Annotated in this window: 18 protein-coding genes, 1 tRNA gene and 1 pseudogene; 9 read left to right on the top strand and 11 right to left on the bottom strand. The window is 41.4% G+C overall.

The window, feature by feature from the left end:
• The first annotated feature begins 53 nt into the window (after nt 1-53).
• Both EAE93_RS17325 and EAE93_RS17320 read left to right on the top strand, forming a co-directional pair.
• Nucleotides 54-395 (top strand): DUF4258 domain-containing protein, encoded by a 342-nt coding sequence (locus EAE93_RS17325; RefSeq protein WP_036812032.1) that lies wholly within the window; start codon nt 54-56, stop codon nt 393-395.
• A gap of 10 nt (nt 396-405) precedes the next feature.
• The gene (locus tag EAE93_RS17320) at nt 406-846 is read left to right on the top strand and encodes a helix-turn-helix domain-containing protein (protein ID WP_036811885.1); all 441 of its coding nucleotides are present in this window, start codon (nt 406-408) and stop codon (nt 844-846) included.
• Nucleotides 847-934: 88 nt separating this feature from the next.
• Here the strand turns inward: EAE93_RS17320 and EAE93_RS17315 are convergent, their stop codons facing one another.
• Nucleotides 935-2,377 (bottom strand): catalase, encoded by a 1,443-nt coding sequence (locus EAE93_RS17315; RefSeq protein ID WP_036783078.1) that lies wholly within the window; start codon nt 2,375-2,377, stop codon nt 935-937.
• 284 nt (nt 2,378-2,661) lie between these two features.
• On the opposite strand from EAE93_RS17315, the gene EAE93_RS17310 reads away from it, so the two are divergent.
• Complete coding sequence (locus tag EAE93_RS17310) at nt 2,662-3,204, top strand: YfaZ family outer membrane protein (protein WP_214040206.1); 543 nt, start codon at nt 2,662-2,664, stop codon at nt 3,202-3,204.
• A gap of 56 nt (nt 3,205-3,260) precedes the next feature.
• Here the strand turns inward: EAE93_RS17310 and tyrP are convergent, their stop codons facing one another.
• Nucleotides 3,261-4,406, bottom strand: a complete 1,146-nt coding sequence (gene tyrP, locus EAE93_RS17305) for a tyrosine transporter TyrP (RefSeq protein WP_235201189.1) — start codon at nt 4,404-4,406, stop codon at nt 3,261-3,263.
• A gap of 410 nt (nt 4,407-4,816) precedes the next feature.
• Here tyrP and EAE93_RS24715 point away from each other — a divergent pair.
• Together EAE93_RS24715 and EAE93_RS17295 are read left to right on the top strand one after the other, a co-directional pair.
• Nucleotides 4,817-4,958 (top strand): annotated as a pseudogene (locus EAE93_RS24715) (ShlB/FhaC/HecB family hemolysin secretion/activation protein); the annotation flags it as partial.
• A 207-nt stretch (nt 4,959-5,165) separates the two neighbouring features.
• Nucleotides 5,166-5,363, top strand: coding sequence for a hypothetical protein (locus EAE93_RS17295; RefSeq protein ID WP_036811872.1), 198 nt, complete (start codon nt 5,166-5,168; stop codon nt 5,361-5,363).
• A gap of 189 nt (nt 5,364-5,552) precedes the next feature.
• Here EAE93_RS17295 and EAE93_RS17290 read toward each other — a convergent pair whose 3' ends face one another.
• From EAE93_RS17290 to ubiG, 7 genes are all read right to left on the bottom strand, one after another.
• Nucleotides 5,553-5,900, bottom strand: a complete 348-nt coding sequence (locus EAE93_RS17290) for a hypothetical protein (protein WP_250151083.1) — start codon at nt 5,898-5,900, stop codon at nt 5,553-5,555.
• Nucleotides 5,901-6,000: 100 nt separating this feature from the next.
• A complete protein-coding gene (gene tnpA / locus EAE93_RS17285; RefSeq protein ID WP_040154654.1) occupies nt 6,001-6,429 on the bottom strand; it encodes an IS200/IS605 family transposase in 429 nt (142 codons plus the stop codon).
• A gap of 68 nt (nt 6,430-6,497) precedes the next feature.
• Entirely contained in the window at nt 6,498-7,154 is a 657-nt protein-coding gene (locus tag EAE93_RS17280; RefSeq protein ID WP_250151082.1) for a Gfo/Idh/MocA family protein, read from the bottom strand.
• 368 nt (nt 7,155-7,522) lie between these two features.
• The gene (gene yfaE / locus EAE93_RS17275; protein ID WP_036811868.1) at nt 7,523-7,789 is read right to left on the bottom strand and encodes a class I ribonucleotide reductase maintenance protein YfaE; all 267 of its coding nucleotides are present in this window, start codon (nt 7,787-7,789) and stop codon (nt 7,523-7,525) included.
• Nucleotides 7,789-8,919 carry a class Ia ribonucleoside-diphosphate reductase subunit beta gene (gene nrdB, locus EAE93_RS17270; RefSeq protein WP_036781046.1) on the bottom strand — a complete coding sequence of 377 codons (1,131 nt, stop codon included), beginning with the start codon at nt 8,917-8,919 and terminating at the stop codon, nt 7,789-7,791. The genes yfaE and nrdB overlap by 1 nt, the downstream gene beginning before the upstream one ends.
• 12 nt (nt 8,920-8,931) lie before the next feature.
• Nucleotides 8,932-11,223: a class 1a ribonucleoside-diphosphate reductase subunit alpha gene (gene nrdA, locus EAE93_RS17265; RefSeq protein WP_040152028.1), complete on the bottom strand. Its 2,292-nt coding sequence runs from the start codon at nt 11,221-11,223 to the stop codon at nt 8,932-8,934.
• 366 nt (nt 11,224-11,589) lie between these two features.
• Nucleotides 11,590-12,312: a bifunctional 2-polyprenyl-6-hydroxyphenol methylase/3-demethylubiquinol 3-O-methyltransferase UbiG gene (ubiG, locus tag EAE93_RS17260; RefSeq protein ID WP_040152025.1), complete on the bottom strand. Its 723-nt coding sequence runs from the start codon at nt 12,310-12,312 to the stop codon at nt 11,590-11,592.
• A gap of 190 nt (nt 12,313-12,502) precedes the next feature.
• On the opposite strand from ubiG, the gene gyrA reads away from it, so the two are divergent.
• Nucleotides 12,503-15,130: a DNA topoisomerase (ATP-hydrolyzing) subunit A gene (gyrA, locus tag EAE93_RS17255; RefSeq protein WP_040152022.1), complete on the top strand. Its 2,628-nt coding sequence runs from the start codon at nt 12,503-12,505 to the stop codon at nt 15,128-15,130.
• A 172-nt stretch (nt 15,131-15,302) separates the two neighbouring features.
• On the top strand, nt 15,303-18,119 hold the full coding sequence (gene rcsC / locus EAE93_RS17250; RefSeq protein ID WP_214040205.1) for a two-component system sensor histidine kinase RcsC: 2,817 nt from the start codon (nt 15,303-15,305) through the stop codon (nt 18,117-18,119).
• Nucleotides 18,120-18,224: 105 nt separating this feature from the next.
• On the opposite strand, the gene rcsB is transcribed toward rcsC, so the two are convergent.
• Both rcsB and rcsD read right to left on the bottom strand, forming a co-directional pair.
• Nucleotides 18,225-18,878, bottom strand: a complete 654-nt coding sequence (gene rcsB / locus EAE93_RS17245) for a response regulator transcription factor RcsB (RefSeq protein WP_036814974.1) — start codon at nt 18,876-18,878, stop codon at nt 18,225-18,227.
• 3 nt (nt 18,879-18,881) lie between these two features.
• The gene (gene rcsD, locus EAE93_RS17240) at nt 18,882-21,572 is read right to left on the bottom strand and encodes a phosphotransferase RcsD (protein WP_036814971.1); all 2,691 of its coding nucleotides are present in this window, start codon (nt 21,570-21,572) and stop codon (nt 18,882-18,884) included.
• A 213-nt stretch (nt 21,573-21,785) separates the two neighbouring features.
• On the opposite strand from rcsD, the gene EAE93_RS17235 reads away from it, so the two are divergent.
• Both EAE93_RS17235 and EAE93_RS17230 read left to right on the top strand, forming a co-directional pair.
• Nucleotides 21,786-21,873: transfer RNA gene (locus EAE93_RS17235), tRNA-Ser, on the top strand.
• A gap of 399 nt (nt 21,874-22,272) precedes the next feature.
• A partial coding sequence (locus EAE93_RS17230) for a helix-turn-helix domain-containing protein (protein ID WP_214040204.1) occupies nt 22,273-22,622 on the top strand: 350 nt, incomplete at its 3' end.

Here is a 22,622-nt window from a genome sequence, read left to right as displayed (position 1 = left end):
ACTATGTCGCCAAAGCTATCATAATGATAGATATCTTTTTGATAGGAGATTTCATGGAAGAAAATGGATTGCCTATAATCAGAGAATTTCCTCTGAATTCTGTATCAGCAAAGAGAATTATCAGTGAGTTAGCTGAGAATCACACGGGGCGTATTAAATATACTCATCATGTTAAACAAAGAATGGTTGAGCGAGGAGTGACGACTCGGCAAATCATTAACGTATTAAAGAGCCGACATAATCATATAACAGAGCAACCACATCAAACGGCGAGTGGTGATTGGAAATTCAATCTTCAAGGCATTGCGGCGGGAGAATTGATCGAAGTCGTTATTGTTTTAAAAAGATGTGAGTATGACCCGTCTTGTTTTGTGATTACGGTAATAGTTAAATAAGGATAATATTATGTATCATTATGTTGAAAGTGGATTATCAAATATTTGGTTAGCGAATGGATTTCAACAGGAAATAACTGATGGTGAAGTTTATATCAGTATCGACAATCTTGATGAATTGCATCGTTTAATTGCTAAGGTATTAGTTTCACTGAAACGCCCACTGTCAGCAGAAGAAGTTCGTTTTTTACGTATTGAAATGAATATGTCGCAAAAGCTCTTGTCTAACTTGTTGGGCGTTGATATCCAGACAATTGCTCGTTGGGAAAAGGGGCAATCTGGTATTCCAAGGGTTGCCGATGTTGCTTTACGTTCTCTCTACACAGAATCAATTGATGAGCAAAGTTATATTGGTGACATGCTGAGAAAGTTGTCAGAAACCAGTATCCAGCAGCAAGCAGAAAAATTGGTTTTTGCTGAAAAAAATAATATGTGGCAAAAGCTGGCATGATGAAAATATTCAATTGAACACTTCGTACTGCCCATTATTTATCGTGTAATAATGGGCAGAGATGGTTAAAAAACTGTGTTGTTAGACATTATCCTTTCATTTTTTTCAGCGCGTTTTCAACACCGGCGCCATATTCTGGGTGAACTTTTCTAAATAGCTCAACCTGACGACGTTGAGTATCTTCATGTGCTTGTGATAGCTCACTGGCGATACGATCAAACATACGTTGATGCTCTTTACTGTTTATTAACATAAACAGTTTACGAGGCTGGCTGAAATAATCTTCATCTTGACGATGGTTCCAGTGGTCGGCATCTCCTTCTAAAGCTAATGATGGATGTTTGAATTCAGGTTGTTCCTGGAACAATCCCGCATTGTTTGGTTCATAAGTCACCGTGTTTCCGCTGTTGCCATCGACACGCATTGCCCCATCACGGTGGTAATTATGGAACGGACAACGAGGTGTATTGACCGGAATTTGATGGTGGTTAACGCCAAGACGGTAACGTTGAGCATCACCATAAGAGAACAGACGGCCTTGTAACATCTTATCAGGAGAGAAACTGATACCCGGCACGACATTAGCGGGGTTGAAAGCTGCCTGTTCAACGTCTGAGAAATAGTTATCAGGATTACGGTTTAGCTCGAAATAACCGACATCAATCATCGGGTAGTCGCCGTGAGGCCATACTTTGGTCAAATCAAATGGGTTGTACGGTAACAGATTAGCTTCTTTCTCTGGCATGATTTGAACTTTTAATTTCCAGCGTGGATAATCTCCTTGTTCAATTGCTGCAAACAAATCACGCTGAGAACTTTCACGATCTTTACCTACCAGCGCTTCTGCCTCTTCGTCCATCAGGTTTTTAATGCCTTGCTGACAACGGAAATGGAATTTCACCCAGAAACGTTCATTATCTGCGTTGATAAAGCTGAAAGCATGGCTACCAAAACCGTGCATATGACGGAAAGATTTAGGTACGCCACGGTCACTGAAATCAATGGTTAATTGGTGCAGTGATTCAGGTTGATGAGAGAAGAAATCCCATTTATAGGCAGGATTACGTAAATTAGTGTGGGGATCGCGTTTAACAACATGGTTAAGATCTGGGAACTTCAGTGGATCACGAAGATAGAATATTGGGGTATTGTTGCCGACTAAATCCCAATTACCTTCTTCAGTATAGAACTTAAGCGCAAAACCACGAATGTCACGTTCAGCATCTGCTGCGCCGCGCTCACCGGCGACGGTTGAGAAACGGGCAAACATCTCGGTTTTTTTGCCTATTTCAGAAAAAATCTTAGCTCGGGTGTACTTAGTAATATCGTGAGTAACCACAAAAATGCCATGAGCTCCAGAACCTTTAGCATGCATACGGCGTTCTGGGATCACTTCACGATCAAAATGGGCAAGCTTTTCTAAGAACCAAACATCTTGTAACAACATAGGACCACGTTGACCCGCGGTCATGACATTATTGTTGTCAACGACAGGGGCGCCAGCATTCGTTGTAAGTCCTCTCTTTTTCATCACACTTCTCCTGTTTTACATGAAAAAAAACAGCGGAATCGCTGATTAAGAAAAATGTTCTGGTCAATGGCGAAATGCAAATATTGTGTTTTTTTATAATTTATTTATTATTTTCTTATTTACTATTTAATTTGAAATTATTTATATGGTTAATTATTAAGTACGTGAAATGAAGAATTCACACATATTTAGTAAGTATAGATGATTCATTTCTTTTTGTTGTCTATCGGTTTAGTTGTATTTACGTAAGATGTGTAACATTAAGTAAATAAAGAGGAAATGTGATGAAGATTTATCTTGCTGCGGTAGCGACCGGTTTGTTGTTCATTGCTGAATCTGCGAATGCAATTTCCGTGAATGTTCAGGCTGGTCGCCATTTCACCAATACTTCTGCGGCAATTGGTGATAACAGTGCTGGGTTATCTTTTAACGGCAACTGGGCTCGTAGTGATCATAACGGTCAGTTGGGAAGTTTGGGAACCGCATTTAGTCTGCCTGTTGGTCCATTGACGGCCAGCATTGGCGGTAAGGCTCTCTATTTATCCCCTAAAGATGGAAAAAATGGTGAGGCATTAGCAGCAGGTGTGGGTTTGAGTTGGACTGTTATGCCCTCTTTAGCTCTGTACGGTGAAGTTTACGGCGCGCCATCCGGATTAACTTTGGGTATTAATTCTTATGCTGAAGCTGCTGGTGGCTTACGTTTTACCGTGTTCAAACCGTTAACAGTGGATGCAGGTTATCGGGTTATGAACATGAGAGGGAAAGAGGGGAATAGAGATAACAAATTGGCTGATGGATTTTATATCGGTGCTGGTTTGAATTTTTAATTTACTTTTTCCATGCCGTCCGCACCATTTCTGATGCGGACAGTTTCGATTTCCAATTAGCCCACTTCTGGCAATAAACCACTGACAATACCTATTTGGATGGTAATTACCGTAATTCCGCAAAGAAATATCAGAATCAAAGCGGGTTTTCCGCCTTTTACTCGATAGGCTCTTTGCTCAATTTGACGGCTGCGCCATGCCAGCATGGAAGGCAGTAACAGGGCGAGAATAGAGAGTGCTACTGCGGCGAAAGTTAACGCCATAACAAAGTTTGGATAGTATAAGGAGCAAAGCAACGGTGGAACAAAAGTGATGATGCCGGTTTGCAGGCGGCCTGTCGCATTATTACGACGTTTGAACAGATCTGCCATGTAATCAAACAAACCTAAGGAGACCCCAAGAAATGAGGTTGCCAGCGCTAAATCAGCAAACAGACGGACCGCAAGCTCTACACGAGGCGTCGCGACAACTTCTCTCACCGCTTTTAACAGCCCATTCAGCCCTGATTGCTCTGCTAAGATCCCGACAAAAGTGTGGGAAGAGATGGCGCCCAGTGTAGCTAATTGCCATAAGATATAGGCAGTCAGTGGGATAGCACTGCCGATAACAAATATTTTGCGTAACTTTTGGGTATCGCCTCCCATATAATTCACGATACTTGGCACACTGCCGTGAAAACCAAAAGAGGTGAATACCACGGGAATAGCCGATAATACCAAACCCTGTTCCAAAGGCATTGACATCAGATTAGTGCTTTTGATGTGGGGCATCATGACAGTCAGCATAATAACCAGGAAGATGATTTTTGCCGTAAATAGCAGGCGGTTAATCATATCGACAGATTGAGTACCGATAGTGACAACACAACCTGCGACAAGGGTGAAAATCAGTACGCCAAATGAAACAGATATGGGTTTACCCAGCCATGAAGAGAGGCTGCCTGACAGCAACTCACCGGCGCCACTGATATAAGCGGTTGTCAGGGCATACATAAGGAAGAGCATACTGAAACCGGTGAGCCATTGACCTCCTCGACCAAGATAACGTTTTGCCAGCGTTCCCAGGCCCGTATCAGCCGGGCTGTATTGATAAACTTCCACCAGCAATAAAGCGGTATAGCTCATCAAAACCCAAAGAGCGACTAACATCACAAAGGTTGTTCCAAAACCGACACCGGCTGCTGCCAGCGGCATCGCCAGCATTCCTGCGCCAATTGTCGTGCCCGCTACGATAAAAATACTGCCAAGAGTACGATTCTTCACGCTTTCCCCTAGTTTATGAACTGATTGAAATCGTTATGGAAAGGCAGGCTAAAGGAATAATTTATTTATGTCAAATTAAGGTTACACTTAGTGTAAATAAATAATTACAATTGCATTTTTGCATGATCCTAAATTATGTATTTCATTAAATATAAAAAGTTATTTATTCTATTGAGTATTTAAAAAACCAGACTTTATTCACACTTAAATAATATAATTTTTTATTTTCATCTAGATTGCCAATTAAAATAAGACGTTATTCATTATTTTAACAATTAACGCATGGTGAAATAAAAATTATCAATGGAAAGAATAACTGTTTGTTTTAGGACATTAGTTGTAAATGGTCATTGTCTGCTAGTTACGGTCAAACCACACCGTACAACCTTATATGCCAATGAGCGTCTCTCACTAGGTGGGCAATATTCTGTTCGGGGATTTAAAGAACAATACCTGACCGGCAATCGCGGTGGGTATTGGCGTAATGAATTGAAAAGGATCTTATCTGATAAGAAGGTTGTTCAATCTCCTATCATACGAACTATTCAAAGTAATGATGGTATTCGTTATGAACGCGTAGTGATTACAGAAAAAAATGATGGGAATTGACAAGTTTAGTAATTACAAATCTACTAATATTATAACTATCTTAACTGATAAGCATGGAAACCTAATTACAACAACTCCGGGAAGAATAAAATGAAATTGATGGATTTGTTAATAGAAAAAGAGTATCGTCAACAGTTGCTTCAATCAAGAAAGTCGTTGTTTGCTGGTGATAATCCTGAGTTACTTTCACTTTTGTATGAAGTGAGACCAGAGACTAAAAGTGCATTATTTATCAGACATTTTCCTGATAGAGATTTAGGTAATAATAGCAGATTCATTTATTATTAATTTTCATCCTGAATACCATCTGTGAATTATTCAACCTACGGATAATATTGGAAATGAAATTATAGCCAAATGGGGAAATGTTAAAATTGATTAAAAAGAAGTTAATAGAGGATTTAAGATCATTTATTAACTTCCGATGTTTTCAATAATAACATATATATCTAGTTGTTATTTCCCCTAAAAACCGATTTATTCATTTTTATATTGTAAATAATTCTTCATTCTATAATCTTTTAATACTTGGTCGATTACCCAACTGGTTCGTGAGCCTGATTCTCCTGTTGATGGGCAAAGTCCTTTTTCTTGTAATTCATTGATGATAGTGTTAATCAATGGCATTTCTATATGTACTGGATTGTCAATATTAAATTGGTGTAATTTATTATTCTGGTCATAATGTGAAATGGCTGAATTTCCAAAGGTGGAAAAAGATATTTTTCCTTTATTGCCAATTATTTCAACATTATCATGTCTGGAATTCGATGCAAAATTCCATATACCCACACCTTGAATATTATTTTCAAACATAAATGACATTGATACGCAATCTTCCGCAGACTCAACAACCACCGACTAAAGTCGGTGGGTTAGTGATTAACGGACTGAAAGTCCGGATACGCATCGGCTGAACGATGCGTCAATTGTCCATCCTGAAGTTATCATCCGGGTTTGGTTCAAAATGATGCTCCAGATAAGCCTTTATCATCTCTTCCGTTAACTGACCCACCGTCGCACAAAAATAGCCTCTGCCCCAAAAATGCTGACCCCAGTAGCGTTTCTTTAGATGCGAAAACTCTTCAAACAACTTACTCGCTGTCCTTCCCTTCAGTCTCCTCATGATTTCTGAGGGAGATAATGTCGGGGGACTACTCACCAGTATGTGAACATGATCTTTGCTCACGACCCCTTTTAATATCCTGATTTCAAATGCTTCACATGTCTGACGAACTAATTCGCGCACCCGTATTGCTACTTCACCTATCAGCACTTTGTGCCTGTATTTCGTTACCCACACAAAATGGTATTCAATCTGAAATACTGTGTGACTACCGTATCTGTAATCCATGTTGCACCTCCCATGCAACACAGTATCTCAGCTAAAGCTGACCGACTAAAGTCGGTGGTTTTAACCTTTCATATGGAAGAATAAATATTTCCCTGAGAGTTTGCATGCCCTTTAACAGAAATAATTCTTCCTAAAAGAAAGTCTAATATATCAAGAGTATGACATGCTAAATCAACAAATAACCCACCACCGGAAATTTCGGGCTTAACAACCCAAGGTAAATGATGAGGATCTTGGTAACATTGCTCTATCTCTCTATAAAGTATACAGTTTACTATCCTTGGTGTCCCTATCGCGCCAGACTCAATTAATTCTTTGATCTTTAAAAATCTTGGCAATGCTCTTCTGTAATAAGCTACAAATAAGGGAACATTTTGGGATTTACAAGTCGCGATCATCTCATTACATTCTTCGAATGTTAATGCCATAGGTTTTTCTACATATATTGCTTTACCAGCTTTAGCTGCTAAAATGGTATATTCTTTATGTGTAGAGGGCGGTGTTGCAATATATACTGCATCAATGTCTTTGTCATTAATCAGTGAATCAGCGTCAGAATACCATTTAGGAACATGATGTCTCTTGGCAAAGTCTTCTGCTAAATTAGCGTTGCGCCGCATTACTGCAACTAATTCAGAATTATCTAATTTATAAAAGGCAGGGCCACTTTTTACTTCAGTAACATCACCGCAACCAATAATGCCCCATTTTATTGTTTTTTTCATCGTCGTTTCCTTGATATTATTGTGTCTAATTGTTTGTTAATTAAACATTGATAGAGATTATATTACAAATATAATTTATACTATTATTTCAATAAAAAATATATTTATATAGCATGTTTTTTACTCTTGAATCAAGAGAGTTAATGAACGTTCTCGAATTTATTATTATCTATTAATTCAGCGTAATCTATAGGATTATGGAGAGTAAATATTGATTTCAGCGGTAAATTCTAATGAATATATTAAAGAGGAGAGAAGCAATAATATGGTCTTTCTTCTAAAAGAAAGACGTAATAACTGAAAGAATAGGTTATTACGTTTTACCACCTAGGAACGGCCTGAAATAATTACGCCTATTGGGATAGGTTCTAAAGCTCAATCTCAATATCACTGAGTGGATGACAGCAGCAGGGTAAAATCTCGCCTTCATTAACAAAAGCCAAAGGTTTGCGTCGATAGCCGACTTTGCCTTTTATCAATTTGACACGGCAAGAGCCGCAATAACCTTCGCGGCACTGGTATTCAGCTTGAACTCTACCCTGTTCCAGTGCTTCTAGCAGACTGTTATGCAGCTTGGGAGAGCTGTAGATATGATAACCCTGCATACCATGCAGGGTTACTTTGTAGCTTGTCATCAGAGTTCAAAATCACTCAGGTCGTCAGGGTTAACCTCAGCATCAATCTGACCAACCAGATATGAGCTAACTTCAACTTCCTGCGGTGCTACTTGAACGTTGTCAGACACCAGCCAAGCGTTAATCCACGGAATCGGGTTAGAGCGCGTTTCAAATGGCAGTTTCAGCCCGACAGCCTGCATACGGATGTTAGTGATGTACTCAACATATTGACACAGAATATCTTTGTTCAAACCAATCATAGAACCTTCGCTGAACAGGTAATCTGCCCACTCTTTTTCTTGTTCCGCCGCCTGAACAAACAGATCATAGCACTGTTGTTCACACTCTTTGGCGATTTCTGCCATTTCTGGATCGTCCTGACCAGAGCGCAACAGATTCAGCATATGTTGTGTGCCGGTCAGATGTAGTGCTTCGTCACGGGCGATCAATTTGATGATTTTCGCGTTACCTTCCATCAATTCGCGTTCAGCAAAGGCAAATGAACAGGCAAAACTGACGTAAAAGCGGATCGCTTCCAGCGCGTTAACGCTCATCAGGCACAGGTACAGTTGCTTTTTCAGTTCACGCAAGCTGACAGTGATGGTTTTACCGGCAATCTGATGCGTTCCTTCACCAAATAGCTGGTAGTGATTAGTCATCTCAATCAGATCATCGTAATAAGCGGAAATGTCTTTCGCCCGTTTCAGAATTTCTTCATTGGTGACAATATCATCAAACACAACTGCCGGATCATTAACGATATTCCGAATGATGTGAGTGTAAGAACGTGAATGAATCGTTTCAGAAAAAGACCAAGTTTCAACCCAGGTTTCCAACTCAGGGATGGAGATCAAGGGCAGAAAAGCCACGTTCGGGCTGCGGCCCTGAATAGAGTCCAGCAGCGTTTGATATTTTAAATTGCTGATAAAAATATGCTTTTCATGGTCAGGCAACGCATTGTAGTCAATGCGGTCGCGAGACACGTCAACTTCTTCCGGGCGCCAGAAGAAAGAGAGCTGTTTTTCGATCAATTTCTCGAAAATTGGATACTTTTGCTGGTCATAACGGGCTACGTTTACCGGCTGACCAAAAAACATCGGTTCTTGTAACTGGTCGTTTTTTACTTGTGAAAAAGTGGTATAGGCCATAACTTCCTCAAATTAAATCTTACACGCGCCGCCTTCACAATCGGAATCAGCAGATTCCACGACTTCTTCCAGGTCATCCTGAACGTCTTCCGCACCATCACGGGTATTGTGGTAATACAGCGTTTTCACACCATATTTGTAAGCGAGCAGCAAATCTTTCAGCAGCTGATTCATCGGCACTTTTCCACTTGGGAAATGTGTCGGATCATAGTTGGTATTGGCAGAGATCGACTGATCGATAAATTTCTGCATGATACCAACCAACTGCAAGTAGCCATCATTGCCGGGCATTTGCCATAAGAGTTCATAAGCCCCTTTCAGACGCTCATATTCCGGGACAACCTGGCGTAAAATGCCATCTTTTGATGCTTTAATGCTGATGTAGCCACGAGGCGGCTCAATGCCGTTGGTGGCGTTAGAGATCTGTGAAGAGGTCTCTGACGGCATCAAAGAAGATAATGTCGAGTTGCGCAGACCATGTTGTTTGATCTCGTTGCGCAATGTTTCCCAGTCATAGTGCAGCGGTTCATTGGTCAATGCATCCAGCGCTTTTTTATAGGTATCGATAGGCAGGATACCTTTAGAATAGGTGGTCTCTTTAAACCACGGGCAAGCGCCTTGCTCTTTCGCCAGTTCATTAGAAGCTTTCAGCAGGTAATACTGGATCGCTTCAAATGTTTTGTGAGTCAGATTGTTCGCGCTGCCATCGGAATAACGTACACCGTGTTTCGCCAGATAGTAAGCATAGTTGATAACACCAATGCCTAATGTACGGCGACCCATTGCCCCTTGTTTGGCGGCAAGGATAGGGTAGTCCTGATAATCGAGCAGGGCATCAAGGGCACGAACCGCCAGAATAGCCAGTTCTTCCAGCTCATCAAGATTTTCAATGGCTCCCAGGTTGAATGCAGATAAGGTACACAACGCGATTTCACCATTTTTATCATTGATATCATTCAATGGTTTGGTTGGCAGTGCAATTTCCAGACACAGATTTGATTGGCGCACTGGGGCGACCAAAGGATCAAATGGGCTGTGAGTGTTGCAGTGATCTACGTTCTGAATATAGATACGGCCGGTAGAAGCACGTTCCTGCATCATCAGGGAGAAGAGCTCAACCGCTTTCAGACGTTGCTGACGGATATTGCTGTCTTGCTCATATTTGGTGTACAAGCGTTCAAATTCATCCTGATCGGCAAAGAATGCATCATATAGCCCCGGAACGTCGGATGGGCTGAACAGGGTGATCTCTTCACCTTTGATCAGTCGTTCGTACATCAGTTTGTTAAGTTGTACGCCATAGTCCATGTGACGAACACGGTTCCCTTCAACGCCACGGTTGTTTTTCAATACCAGCAGGCTTTCAACTTCCAGATGCCACAATGGATAGAACAGTGTAGCGGCGCCGCCACGAACGCCCCCTTGAGAGCAGGATTTTACTGCGGTCTGGAAATGTTTATAAAAAGGAATACAGCCGGTATGGAAGGCTTCACCATTACGGATTGGGCTTCCCAGTGCGCGAATACGGCCTGCATTGATACCAATACCGGCACGTTGAGAAACATATTTCACAATGGCGCTAGATGTCGCATTAATGGAATCCAGGCTATCGTCACATTCAATCAGCACGCAGGAGCTGAATTGACGGGTAGGGGTGCGTACACCCGCCATGATCGGAGTTGGCAGAGAAATTTTAAATGTCGAAGCCGCGTCGTAAAAACGGCGAATATAGTCCAGACGCGTCTCTTTCGGATAACCGGAGAACAGGCAAGCCGCCACCAGAATATAGAGGAATTGGGCGCTTTCATAAATTTCACCGGTAACGCGATTCTGAACCAGGTATTTACCTTCAAGCTGTTTGACCGCCGCATAGGAAAAGTTCATATCACGCCAATGGTCAATAAAATCGTCCATTTGCTCGAATTCTTCTTTCGAGTAGTCTGCAAGCAAATGTTTGCCATATTTGCCCATTTCCACCATACGGGATACATGATCATAGAGTGCTGGCGGCTCGAATTGACCATAAGCTTTTTTACGCAGGTTGAAAATTGCCAGACGGGCGGCCAGATACTGATAGTCAGGCGCATCGCCGGAGATAAGATCAGCGGCAGCTTTGATCATCGTCTCGTGAATATCCGAGGTTCTGATACCATCGTAAAATTGGATTTGGGACCGCAGTTCTACTTGTGATACCGAGACATTTTTCAGCCCATCGGCTGCCCAGTTAACAACCCGGTGGATTTTCTCAAGGTCAATTCGTTCTTTGTGGCCATCACGCTTTGTTACTAGCAGACTATGGTTCATGGACAGGCATACCTTACATTTACTTTCAGATTCGTTCCCACCTGCTTTGTGTCTTTGCTCAGACCAAAACATAACCCTCTCAGTGGCGAAGAAACCCACGAGAGAGTAGTGGTAATGGAATGTTAAGGAACACAATATGTAGGGGGTACACTAAATAATGACAACAAGATAATGTTAAAAGCGGCTTTTATCAAGTGCACAAAAATACGGATTCTTGTGGATAACTTGAGGACTAAATTTATTAAAAAGCCGGAAGCCTGCATCATTACTAGCGGTTGCTCTGACAGAAACACCGGCAAAAATGAGTAAAAAAATTCCTGAAAATATGATTCATTTGCCGATTTATTAATCTGCCAGATGAATATGTCAGACATACCGGGTGTGTAACATATAATTGACGTCTATATTGTGACCAAGGCTAAATTTATCCGTCAGCAGGTTGTAATGCAGGCCGATAATATGCTGTTCTTGTAGAGGTGTGCTGTCAATCCAGCCTATCAACTCTGATGGCCGGATAAATTTCTTCACGTCATGAGTTCCTTTTGGCACCATTTTCAGAATATATTCCGCGCCGATTATCCCTATAAGCCAGGCTTTTTTGTTGCGGTTAACGGTAGAAAAAAAGGCGTGCCCGCCGGGTTTCACTAACTGAGCACAAGCACGGACGACCGATTGTGGATCTGGGACATGTTCCAGCATTTCCATACAGGTGACGATATCATAAGCTTGTGGATATTTTTCGGCGTGGCTTTCCACAGTTTCCTGTACATAAGTCACGGGGATACCTGTTTCAAGGGCGTGCAGTCTGGCAACTTCAAGTGGTTCCGTACCCATATCCAGCCCGGTCACTTCTGCCCCTTCACGGGCCATACTTTCTGACAAAATACCGCCGCCACAGCCCACATCCAAGATTTTTTTACCGAAAATGCCGTCAGAACGCTGCAAGATGTAATTCAAGCGTAGCGGATTAATTCGGTGCAGCGGCTTAAATTCACCTTCCAAATCCCACCAGCGAGAAGCAATCGCTTCAAATTTTTCTATTTCCTGTTGATCAACATTGTTTGGGATGGAAGGGGTTTTGATGTTCATCAGCGGTTGTCGCTCCTTAAACTTTCTTAAAACAGGCGGATTCACTCCGTTCTGAGCAGGGTTTACTCAGTTTTGAGATAGTATACACGGCTTAATTTTTAAATACCCGTATCTGATTTTTATAAAACTGTTGGTTTATGGTATAGTTCTAAACCTTTGAATTCGGAATGTATGAGGGATAGTGGGCTCCATGAGCGACATTGCCAGAGAAATCACCCCGGTCAATATCGAAGAAGAGCTGAAAAGCTCATATCTGGATTATGCGATGTCTGTAATTGTCGGGCGTGCACTACCAGATGTTCGAGACGGACTAAAGCCGGTACACCGCCGCGTGCTTTATGCCATGAGTGTACTGGGAAATGATTGGAATAAACCCTACAAGAAGTCTGCCCGTGTTGTCGGGGACGTCATCGGTAAATACCATCCACATGGGGATAGCGCAGTCTACGACACGATCGTTCGTATGGCTCAGCCGTTTTCCCTGCGCTATATGTTGGTTGATGGTCAGGGTAACTTTGGTTCAGTCGATGGAGACTCAGCCGCCGCTATGCGTTACACCGAAGTACGTATGGCGAAAGTTGCCCATGAGTTGCTAGCGGATCTGGAGAAAGAGACTGTCGATTTTGTGCCAAACTATGATGGTACAGAGCAGATCCCGGAAGTGATGCCAACCCGAGTACCAAACCTGCTGATCAATGGCTCTTCTGGTATCGCAGTGGGTATGGCGACTAACATTCCTCCTCATAACTTATCCGAAGTTATTGATGGTTGTCTGGCTTATATTGAAGATGAAAATATCAGCATTGAAGGGCTGATGCAGTATATTCCCGGCCCGGATTTCCCTACTGCTGCGATTATTAATGGTCGTCGCGGTATTCAGGAGGCTTATCGGACTGGCCGCGGTAAAATTTATATCCGTGCCCGTGCGGAAATTGAAGTTGATGAGAAGAATGGCCGTGAAACGATTTTAGTGCACGAAATTCCTTATCAAGTCAACAAAGCCCGCCTGATTGAAAAAATTGCCGAATTGGTGAAAGAGAAACGCATTGAAGGGATCAGTGCGCTGCGTGACGAATCCGATAAAGACGGCATGCGGATCGTGATTGAAGTGAAGCGGGATGCGGTGGGGGAAGTGGTTCTGAATAACCTCTATTCCCTGACTCAGCTTCAAGTCTCTTTTGGCATCAACATGGTGGCCCTGCATCAGGGGCAGCCGAAGCTGCTGAATCTAAAAGATATTATTTCGGCCTTCGTATGCCACCGCCGTGAAGTGGTTACTCGTCGTACCATCTTTGAATTACGCAAAGCCCGTGAACGCGCCCATATTCTTGAGGCATTAGCTGTCGCACTGGCGAATATCGATCCGATTATCGAACTTATCCGTCTTGCTCCGACACCTGCCGAGGCAAAAGCCGCATTGGTCGCTAAGCCGTGGGAATTAGGCAGTGTTGCTACTATGCTGGAACGAGCCGGTGATGATGCCGCCCGTCCTGAGTGGTTGGAACCACAATATGGTGTGCATGATGGTAAATATTATCTGACCGAACAACAGGCTCAAGCCATTCTGGATCTGCGTTTGCAGAAACTGACCGGCTTGGAGCATGAAAAACTGCTGGATGAATATCGTGAATTGCTGACATTAATCGGCGAGTTACTATTTATTCTGGAAAATCCTGAGCGCTTAATGGAAGTGATCCGTGAAGAGTTGTTGGCGATTAAGTCGCAATACAGCGATGCCCGCCGTACTGAAATCACGGAAAATACGGCTGATATCAATATCGAAGATTTGATTAATCAGGAAGATGTGGTTGTCACGCTGTCACATCAAGGGTATGTCAAATATCAGCCGTTATCTGACTATGAAGCGCAGCGCCGTGGTGGTAAAGGTAAATCCGCAGCGCGTATTAAAGAAGAAGATTTTATTGACAAGTTGTTGGTTGCCAATACTCACGATACGATCCTCTGCTTCTCCAGCCGTGGCCGCCTGTACTGGATGAAGGTTTATCAATTACCGGAGGCTAGCCGTGGTGCGCGTGGTCGTCCGATTGTTAACCTGTTGCCGTTAGAGCAAAATGAGAGAATTACGGCGATTCTGCCGGTACGTGAATATGAAGAAGGGTTGTATGTCTTCATGGCTACTGCCAGTGGGACCGTGAAGAAAACCGCGTTGCAAGATTTCAGCCGTCCGCGCAGTGCCGGTATTCTCGCAGTTAATCTCAATGAAGGTGATGAGCTGATAGGCGTTGACCTGACTGACGGTAGTAACGAAGTTATGTTGTTCTCCGCGGAAGGGAAGGTTGTTCGTTTTGAAGAGGAAGCGGTTCGTTCAATGGGGCGTACAGCGACCGGTGTACGTGGTATCAAACTGAATGGTGAAGATAAAGTTGTTTCTCTGATTATCCCGCGTGGAGAAGGAGAAATTCTGACTGTCACTGAAAACGGTTATGGTAAACGTACTGCTGAAAACGAGTATCCAATTAAATCCCGTGCAACGCAGGGGGTTATCTCGATTAAAGTCAGCGAACGTAATGGCAATGTGATCGGGGCAATTCAGGTTGAACCGACCGATCAGATAATGATGATTACTGATGCCGGCACGTTAGTGCGTACAAGGGTATCGGAAGTCAGCGTTGTTGGCCGCAATACTCAAGGTGTAACGCTTATTCGTACTGCGGAAGATGAGAAAGTTGTCGGCTTACAGCGGGTCGCTGAGCCGGAAGATGATGAAGAGGGATTGGCGGCAGAAGGGGAAGAATCGAAAAGTGATAACACCGATTTACCTGATGCTAACATCGGCGAGTCAGTTGATCCGGTTTAAGTGAAGATATTTTTTTACTTAATATAAGAAACAGGTACTTCGGTGCCTGTTTTTTTAAAGGGATTTTTATTAATATCGAAATATGCAATCAATGGGCCTTTTTAATCTTTAAGCTCTGGTATATCTTGTCATTAATGACATTGAATAATGCCGGTTTTTATTAGGTAACCTTTTGAGATATCTTTCTTCTTTTCGTACATCGCTAAAAATATCCCGTTATCTTTTCCGGGTGCTTGGCCTAATGCTGTGGGCGTTAGGCGCTTTATTAACAGCTTTTTACCTGGTTAATATCTTTAATGAAATCAAGTCGGATATTCGGCAAGAATACAATGCTAATTATGATTCCACGCTCTCTTATGTGCGTCATACAGCAAGTGTTCTGCGGGATATCCAATATATGACAGAGAAGCATTTACTGAATTCTAATGGAAAAAATGCTATTTTTGATTTTCCACATAATAGCCCGACGTTTTCTTATCATCCTCTGAACCAAGGCGCTGATTGTCGTACTTTTCGCGACAACACTCATAGCTATTTAAATTCGTTGAATAACCTCATCTTCTATTGGAAAGATAATCTTGCGGCCCCTCAGGGGTTGAATCAGGTTTTTCTGGTGGGTACGCAAAGTATGTGTATGGTGAATTTTTCTATCCGTAATACCTCGACTGAACCTGATACACTGAAAAAAATAGTTTATGAAAACTCACGCAGACTTATCAGCTTGAAAGATCAAGGTAAAGAACGAAATGTTTATTGGGTTATTCCTAGTGCAAGATCTGATAGTGGTCATCTCTACGTATTGGCGCCGGTATATGTCAATGGTCAGATGGTTGCAATGATAGGCATTGAACAATTCATCAGATTGGACTCTTTTATTCAAAGACAAGACCGCCCAATTTCAATAACGTTATTGAATCGTAGTAATCAACCTGTGTTGCACTATCCAGCAAATGATGACTATAAACTTCATTATGCCGATTATCAGTTGGAAGCGCCTTATTTTGGCTATGATGATAATTTCACTGATTTACTGTTAAAACGCCGGTTAATGCCATCTTCATTCAGTATCATTTACGCGTTGCCGCTGAAAACTATTTTTGAGGGTTTTAAGCTACAGATTATTAGCAGTATTGTGCTTAATGTATTGTCTGCCTGTGTCATCATTATTCTGGTGTATCTGTTTGAGCGGAAAATGTTTGCTCCGGCTGAAGAGAATGCAATTCGGCTAGAGGAGCATGAACAATTTAATCATAAAATTGTCGCTTCGGCACCGGTTGGGATCAGTATATTGCGGGTCAGTGATGGGAGTAATATTCTAAGTAATGAGCTAGCTCATAATTATTTAAGAATGTTAACGCATGAAGATCGGGAACGTATTATTCATATTATTTGTGACAGAACCAGCAGTTATGTTGATGTCGTAACCAGTAATCATCATCATCTACAAATCAGTTTTGTTCATTCCCGCTACAGGAATGAAGAGGTGGCGATTTGTGTTTTGGTTGATATTAGCGTCCGTGTACGGATGGAAAAATCATTACAGGAGATGGCGCTGGCATCGGAACAGGCTAACTATTCTAAATCTATGTTTTTAGCTACCGTCAGTCACGAGTTGAGAACGCCGCTTTACGGTATTATTGGCAACCTGGAATTATTACAGGCGCATTCGTTGCCTATTGAATCTATTCGTTTGTTATCAACGATGAATAATTCTTCAGCGTTGTTGCTAAAAATTATCAGTGATATTCTCGACTTCTCAAAAATTGAATCTAAACAGCTTAAAATTGAGTCTAGAGAATTTTCCTGTCAGGAAGTTATCTCTCATGTTATTTCTAACTACCTGCCGTTAGTGGTGAAAAAACCGTTGACCTTGTATTGCTATATTGAACCGGATGTACCGGATTATATCTGCAATGATCCGGTTCGATTACAACAAGTTATATCTAATTTGTTAAATAATGCGATTAAATTCACTGATACCGGATGTGTGGTTATCCATGTGACGGTTGATAGAGATTATTTATACGTCAGAATAAAAGATACTGGCGTCGGTATTTCTGATAAAGCGCTGGTTCAGTTGTTTGATCCATTTTTCCAGATCATGCCCAATACGGAAAGTTCATCTCAAGGAACGGGGCTTGGTCTGGCGATTTGTGAAAAACTTATCAATCTGATGGATGGTGATATCGAAGTCATTTCACAACCACAGATAGGGAGTATGTTTTCTATTCGTTTACCTTTATATGGTGCGAAATATAGGCCAAACACTCAGCTAATCAATGAGCATCAGCGAAAAATCATCTTGGCTATACGTAATCTTTATCTGGAGGAATTTTTACAGCGTTTTCTGGTTCATCATGGCTTACACACTATTTTGTATAGCGGGCAAAGCACTGATGGTAGTGAAATTATTATCAGCGATTTCCCTGATGCTGTGACTTCCCCGGTATATGGTTATATTGAGTTATCAACCGACTATATTGGCTCACCGGAACAAATCAGAGAAAACTATTGGTTACACAACACTTACCATTTACATGATTTTCCGGTAATGATTGAGCGGCTGATTTCATCGAATCATAATGTGGTATTAAATACCGCACCACCTGTTTTTCAGGTAAATACCCGGTTTAATACTATTATGGTTCTGGTAGTGGATGATCATCCTATCAACCGCCGTTTATTGGCCGATCAATTGAAATCCATTGGTTTTCAAACAGTGATGGCAAATGATGGATTAGATGCGTTGGAATATTTGAAAGAAGGGGGGATTGATATCATTCTGACGGATGTCAATATGCCCAATATGGATGGTTATGCGTTAACAATGTACTTACGAAATGAAGGGTGTAAGCTGCCGATTATTGGTATTACGGCAAATGCACTGGCAGAAGAAAAACAGCGCTGTATTGATGCAGGAATGAATGATTGTTTGTCTAAACCTGTTTCCCTGGTGACTCTCAGGCAGGTACTGGCGGAGATGATTTGAACCGATGATTCTTAAAACGATGAATTAAGACAATGCCCGGCATAAACAAGTAGTTGCCGGGCATCGGGACGACTTTCATATTAAAATTAAAATAACGAACGGTATCTACTGAACATTATCGTTTGTATCGATAGTGACAGAAGCAAGGTAATTGAGTAATGCAATATCGTTATTTACCCCCAGTTTTACCATAGCTGATTTTTTCTGACTGCTGATAGTCTTGACACTGCGTTTCAGTTTTTTGGCAATATCTGTTACCAAAAAGCCTTGGGCAAATAGACGTATAACTTCACTCTCTTTTTGTGATAACGGTTTATCTCCATAGGGGGCTTTCGTCACTTTTTTCAACAGTTCAGAAACGCTTTCTGGCATAAATCTTTCCCCTTCTTTCAGGGCCGTCAATACATCAGGTAAATCTGTTGGTGCTCCTTGTTTTAAGACAATGCCTTCAATATCAAGTTCGAGTACAGCACTTAAGATTGCTGGATTATTGTTCATGGTTAAAACAATGATTGATAGTCTGGGATAATGGCGTTTGATGTATTTAATCAAATTGATTCCATCGCCGTATATGTCGCCAGGCATAGACAGATCAGTGATCAATACGTTTGCTTTAATACAGGACAGATTGTTGATCAATGTGGTCGAGTCTTCCGACTCAGCGACGACATTGATCCATTCAAGCCGCTCAAGTGATTTGCGGATGCCAAACAGGACAATTGGATGATCATCAGCAATAATGACGTTAAGGTTATTCATCTATTAGTTACCCTGCTGCAATAGCCTATTGGTTAAGGACTCAATACGGCTAATGCTATTCTTAATCTCTATTTCGTTACTGTCTGTTATGTGTTGTTCCAGTGTTTCGCAAGAAAGTTTGAGGAGTTCTAGGTCTAACATAGCAAAGACGCCTTTCAGGCGATGTGCTGTTTGCGAAAGCGATATCAGATCATATTGTTCTATGTCAGTATACAGCTTATTAATATCTATCGGTACTGTCTCGACAAATAATTGTCGGTAATCGCTATCAATGAGCTGTTTTTGATAACTATTTATGACATTGCCAAAATCGTAATCACTGCTTTCATCGTTAAATGCTGACATTTCAGCATTTGCATTAAACTCGTTAAAACTGAAACTTCTCTCAATTAATAACGAAATGGCATTGATAACCGCTTCACCCAGATTGTAGTTACACCTAATATAGTCAGGTTTTATCTGCTCAAAGCCAGCCAGATTATCAACCAGTAATATAGTCGATTTTGCCGAATCGTAGTGTTTATCTGTCAACATGATATCGTATTCTCGATTCATATTTTCTTGCTTTTTATCGAAGTAAACCGCGCCATAATGATGCAGATGATTTTGCACAATCTTACGGACTTCCGTATTGCTGATATCCAGCAAGGCAGTAATGTCTTCCAGTAGCGGTGGGCATTGGCCTTGGCCGATGATTAAAGGCAGGCTGATAGCATAGTGCGTACCTAAGTTGGGTTTGCTGTTTATAGTAAAATGACCATTTAATTTTCTACATAATTGGTTACATAGATAAAAGGTTAATCCTGAATTGGATTGATATTTATCACCTGTCGCTTTGCTTAAAAATGGATAATTCAAATTGGTTAAATCTGTTGAATTAAGTCCAGCCCCTGTATCTATAATTTCGATTTGAATTTGTTCTTTGTATTCCTGAGAATAATTAACGACGAGAGATATTTTGCCATAAGATGTGAGCGTGATTGCATAATTGACTAACATCAGGACGATCTTACTGATGGCGGTGCTATCGCCAATAAATAGTGATTCAGGATTAATATTACAATGATAATAATAACTCAATCCTTTATTATTCATCTTAGAAAACACTTTCTTAATAATATCTTCTAAAATGACTGATAATGAAAACGATTCATTTTTTGCTTGCCATTCACCTGATTCTAATTCATTGAGTAATGAAATATTCTCGATCCAGTCTGATATATGTTCAGATTTAGATAATAAATTATCAACGATACGAATACTATTTTCTTCTGTGAGAATTTGTTTCAGTTGGTAAGCGATATGATCTAATTCCTTTATTGGTTGTTTTAATTCAGAACGAATGTTAGTCAGCATAAAACGCCGAGCTTGTACACTCTTATCGTGTTCCAGATGAGCAAGTTGTAGACGCCTGCTAATTAATGCTTCCTGATCTTTATCTTGCAGTAAAAACAGATAAGTTTCCGGCAACAGGCGAATGCTGGACATTTTAATTTCATAGACTGAATCGTCAATTGACGTTTGGATGACACCATGATGTTGCTTTGCCATCATTTTAATTTTATTTAAATCGACATTCGGCAACAGATGATCGGCAATGTTATTGCACATAATTATTTGATTTACTGAGAAATCATAAATCAATAGGCCAATCGGGATATTAGAGATAATATCGTGACTTAACGCGTCCTTGACTTGTAATTCGTGGTTCATAAGAGCGTTTGGCGCGATATATTTTCTACGAATGTAGATAAGCCCACCTAGAGAGAGGATAATAAATACTGAATCAGCCAGTAACAACCAGATGTTTCTGTATAACAAATCGATGAGCAAATCTTTGAGTGATATCCGATACAACAGTTTGTATTGTGTACCTTTGAGTGATTGAGAAAATTCGAGCCAGAAACCATTTTGTGAGATATTAACTTTATTGATTTCATGAGGGGGTTGTTCGTCATCCGACAATAAACTGAAATTTGCCGCTGCCATATCAATAGGAAGAAGATGGCAAATAGGTAAATCGAAAGCGATAACTGTCGCCAATTGACCCGGTGAATTGAATGTTGCTCGGTAAGTATAAAAATAGATATTTGAGCCATTTAACTTACGGATGGATGAAATATTTTCCCGTTCATCTAACGCGGTGGATTGCATCAGCATTTCTGAACGTTTTGATTCGGCAGTCAGTGTTAGATAACTTTCTTTAAATCTCAATTCCGGTTTAAGAATAGAGTGAGTTGTTATCAGAAACAGACTATTATCTTTACCATTCAGATAGTACATGGAGTTATATTCATTGCGAGTGCCCCACAAAATTTCCATATAATTGGAGAGGCGTAGTGCCAACTCTACACTTGTAGCGCTGTGATGACCAAAAATAATCGTGTCGATGGTTTGATAACGATTCTCAAGCCAGTAAACATCAGGCCGTAGCTTCATTGGTGTGACGAGTTCTTGCGGTTTAAAAGATGAGCTATTGGCTTGTTTAAAGATAGAGTTAGCGTGGTAACGATAATCTTCTATCTGTAATACTACTTTGGTTGCAACACTATTTAGCGCATACTTTTTCCCCATTAGCCAGGCATTGAAGTAGTTATAACTGTATAAAAACAGGGAAATAAAAAGCAGAATAATGAACAGACCGTAGTAACGGTTTATGGTTGATGAATTAATAGAAAACTGTTTGTTATACATTCGTTGAGTAGAAGCCTTAATAATTGCTTGGCTGTTTAGCGAGCTTGTTAAATTGGTGAATCTCATGATTCGATCTATTTAGGCTAATTTTAGCAGGATTAGGGCTGGAAAGGATATTGTAGATTGAGGATTGAGCGAACAGTAAAAAAATCACAGAATTTTTACGATAGAGGCTAGACATATTATTATGTTAGGAGCATAATCCCGCGTCATGGAAGGATGGCCGAGCGGTCGAAGGCAGCGGTCTTGAAAACCGCCGATGGGAAACCATCCTAGAGTTCGAATCTCTATCCTTCCGCCAAATAGTGACCCTACGCACATAAAGTGCGTAGGGTTTTTTATTTGTGCAGAGGTTCATTACGCACGGGTATATTCAATGTTGCGGGTATGTTTATTATGGCTGGGGTCATAATGCTAATATGACTGATAGGGTACAGCGCATAGCAATTATAGAAGCCTTGCCACTGGGCGAGGGGAGAACAACTCAGCAAATTAAACTATGAAGATTAGAGCCTTTTACTTCTTGACCTTTTAGCAAAATCCGCCGTAAACCCTCGCCCAATGCGGGCGGTGATATAAGGCGAAAAGCCCGCAGGGCTTTCAGGTTATTAACCATCACGTTCACTGGCAGCCCGGGGGGGGGGGGACACGGCCCAAAAAAGCGGTTAAAATACATAAACTATCCCGATGAGCGCTGATGATGTTAAGAGCCACCAAAGTCCGCATTTACCCGACACCCGAACAGGCTGATTATCTCAATGCTCAGTTCGGTGCGGTCCGTTTCGCGTACAACAAGGCGCTCCACATCAAGAAGCACGCTTATCAACGCCACGGGGTGAACCTCAGCCCGCGTAAAGACCTCAAGCCCTTACTGTCAGTGGCGAAAAAATCCCGCCGGTATGCCTGGCTCAAAGCGTATGACGCCATCGCCTTGCAGCAGGCGGTGATTAACCTCGATATGGCGTTTTCCCACTTTTTTAATCCGAAGCTGAAAGCACGCTTCCCGGCGTTCAAACGCAAGCATGGCAGGCAGTCCAGCTATCATTGTGT

The organism is Photorhabdus akhurstii (genome assembly GCF_018448925.1).
In the GTDB taxonomy this organism is placed as follows: Bacteria; Pseudomonadota; Gammaproteobacteria; order Enterobacterales; family Enterobacteriaceae; genus Photorhabdus; species Photorhabdus akhurstii.
The sequence above is the reverse complement of the archived record's forward strand: the minus strand, read 5'-3'. Positions and strand labels throughout refer to the sequence as shown.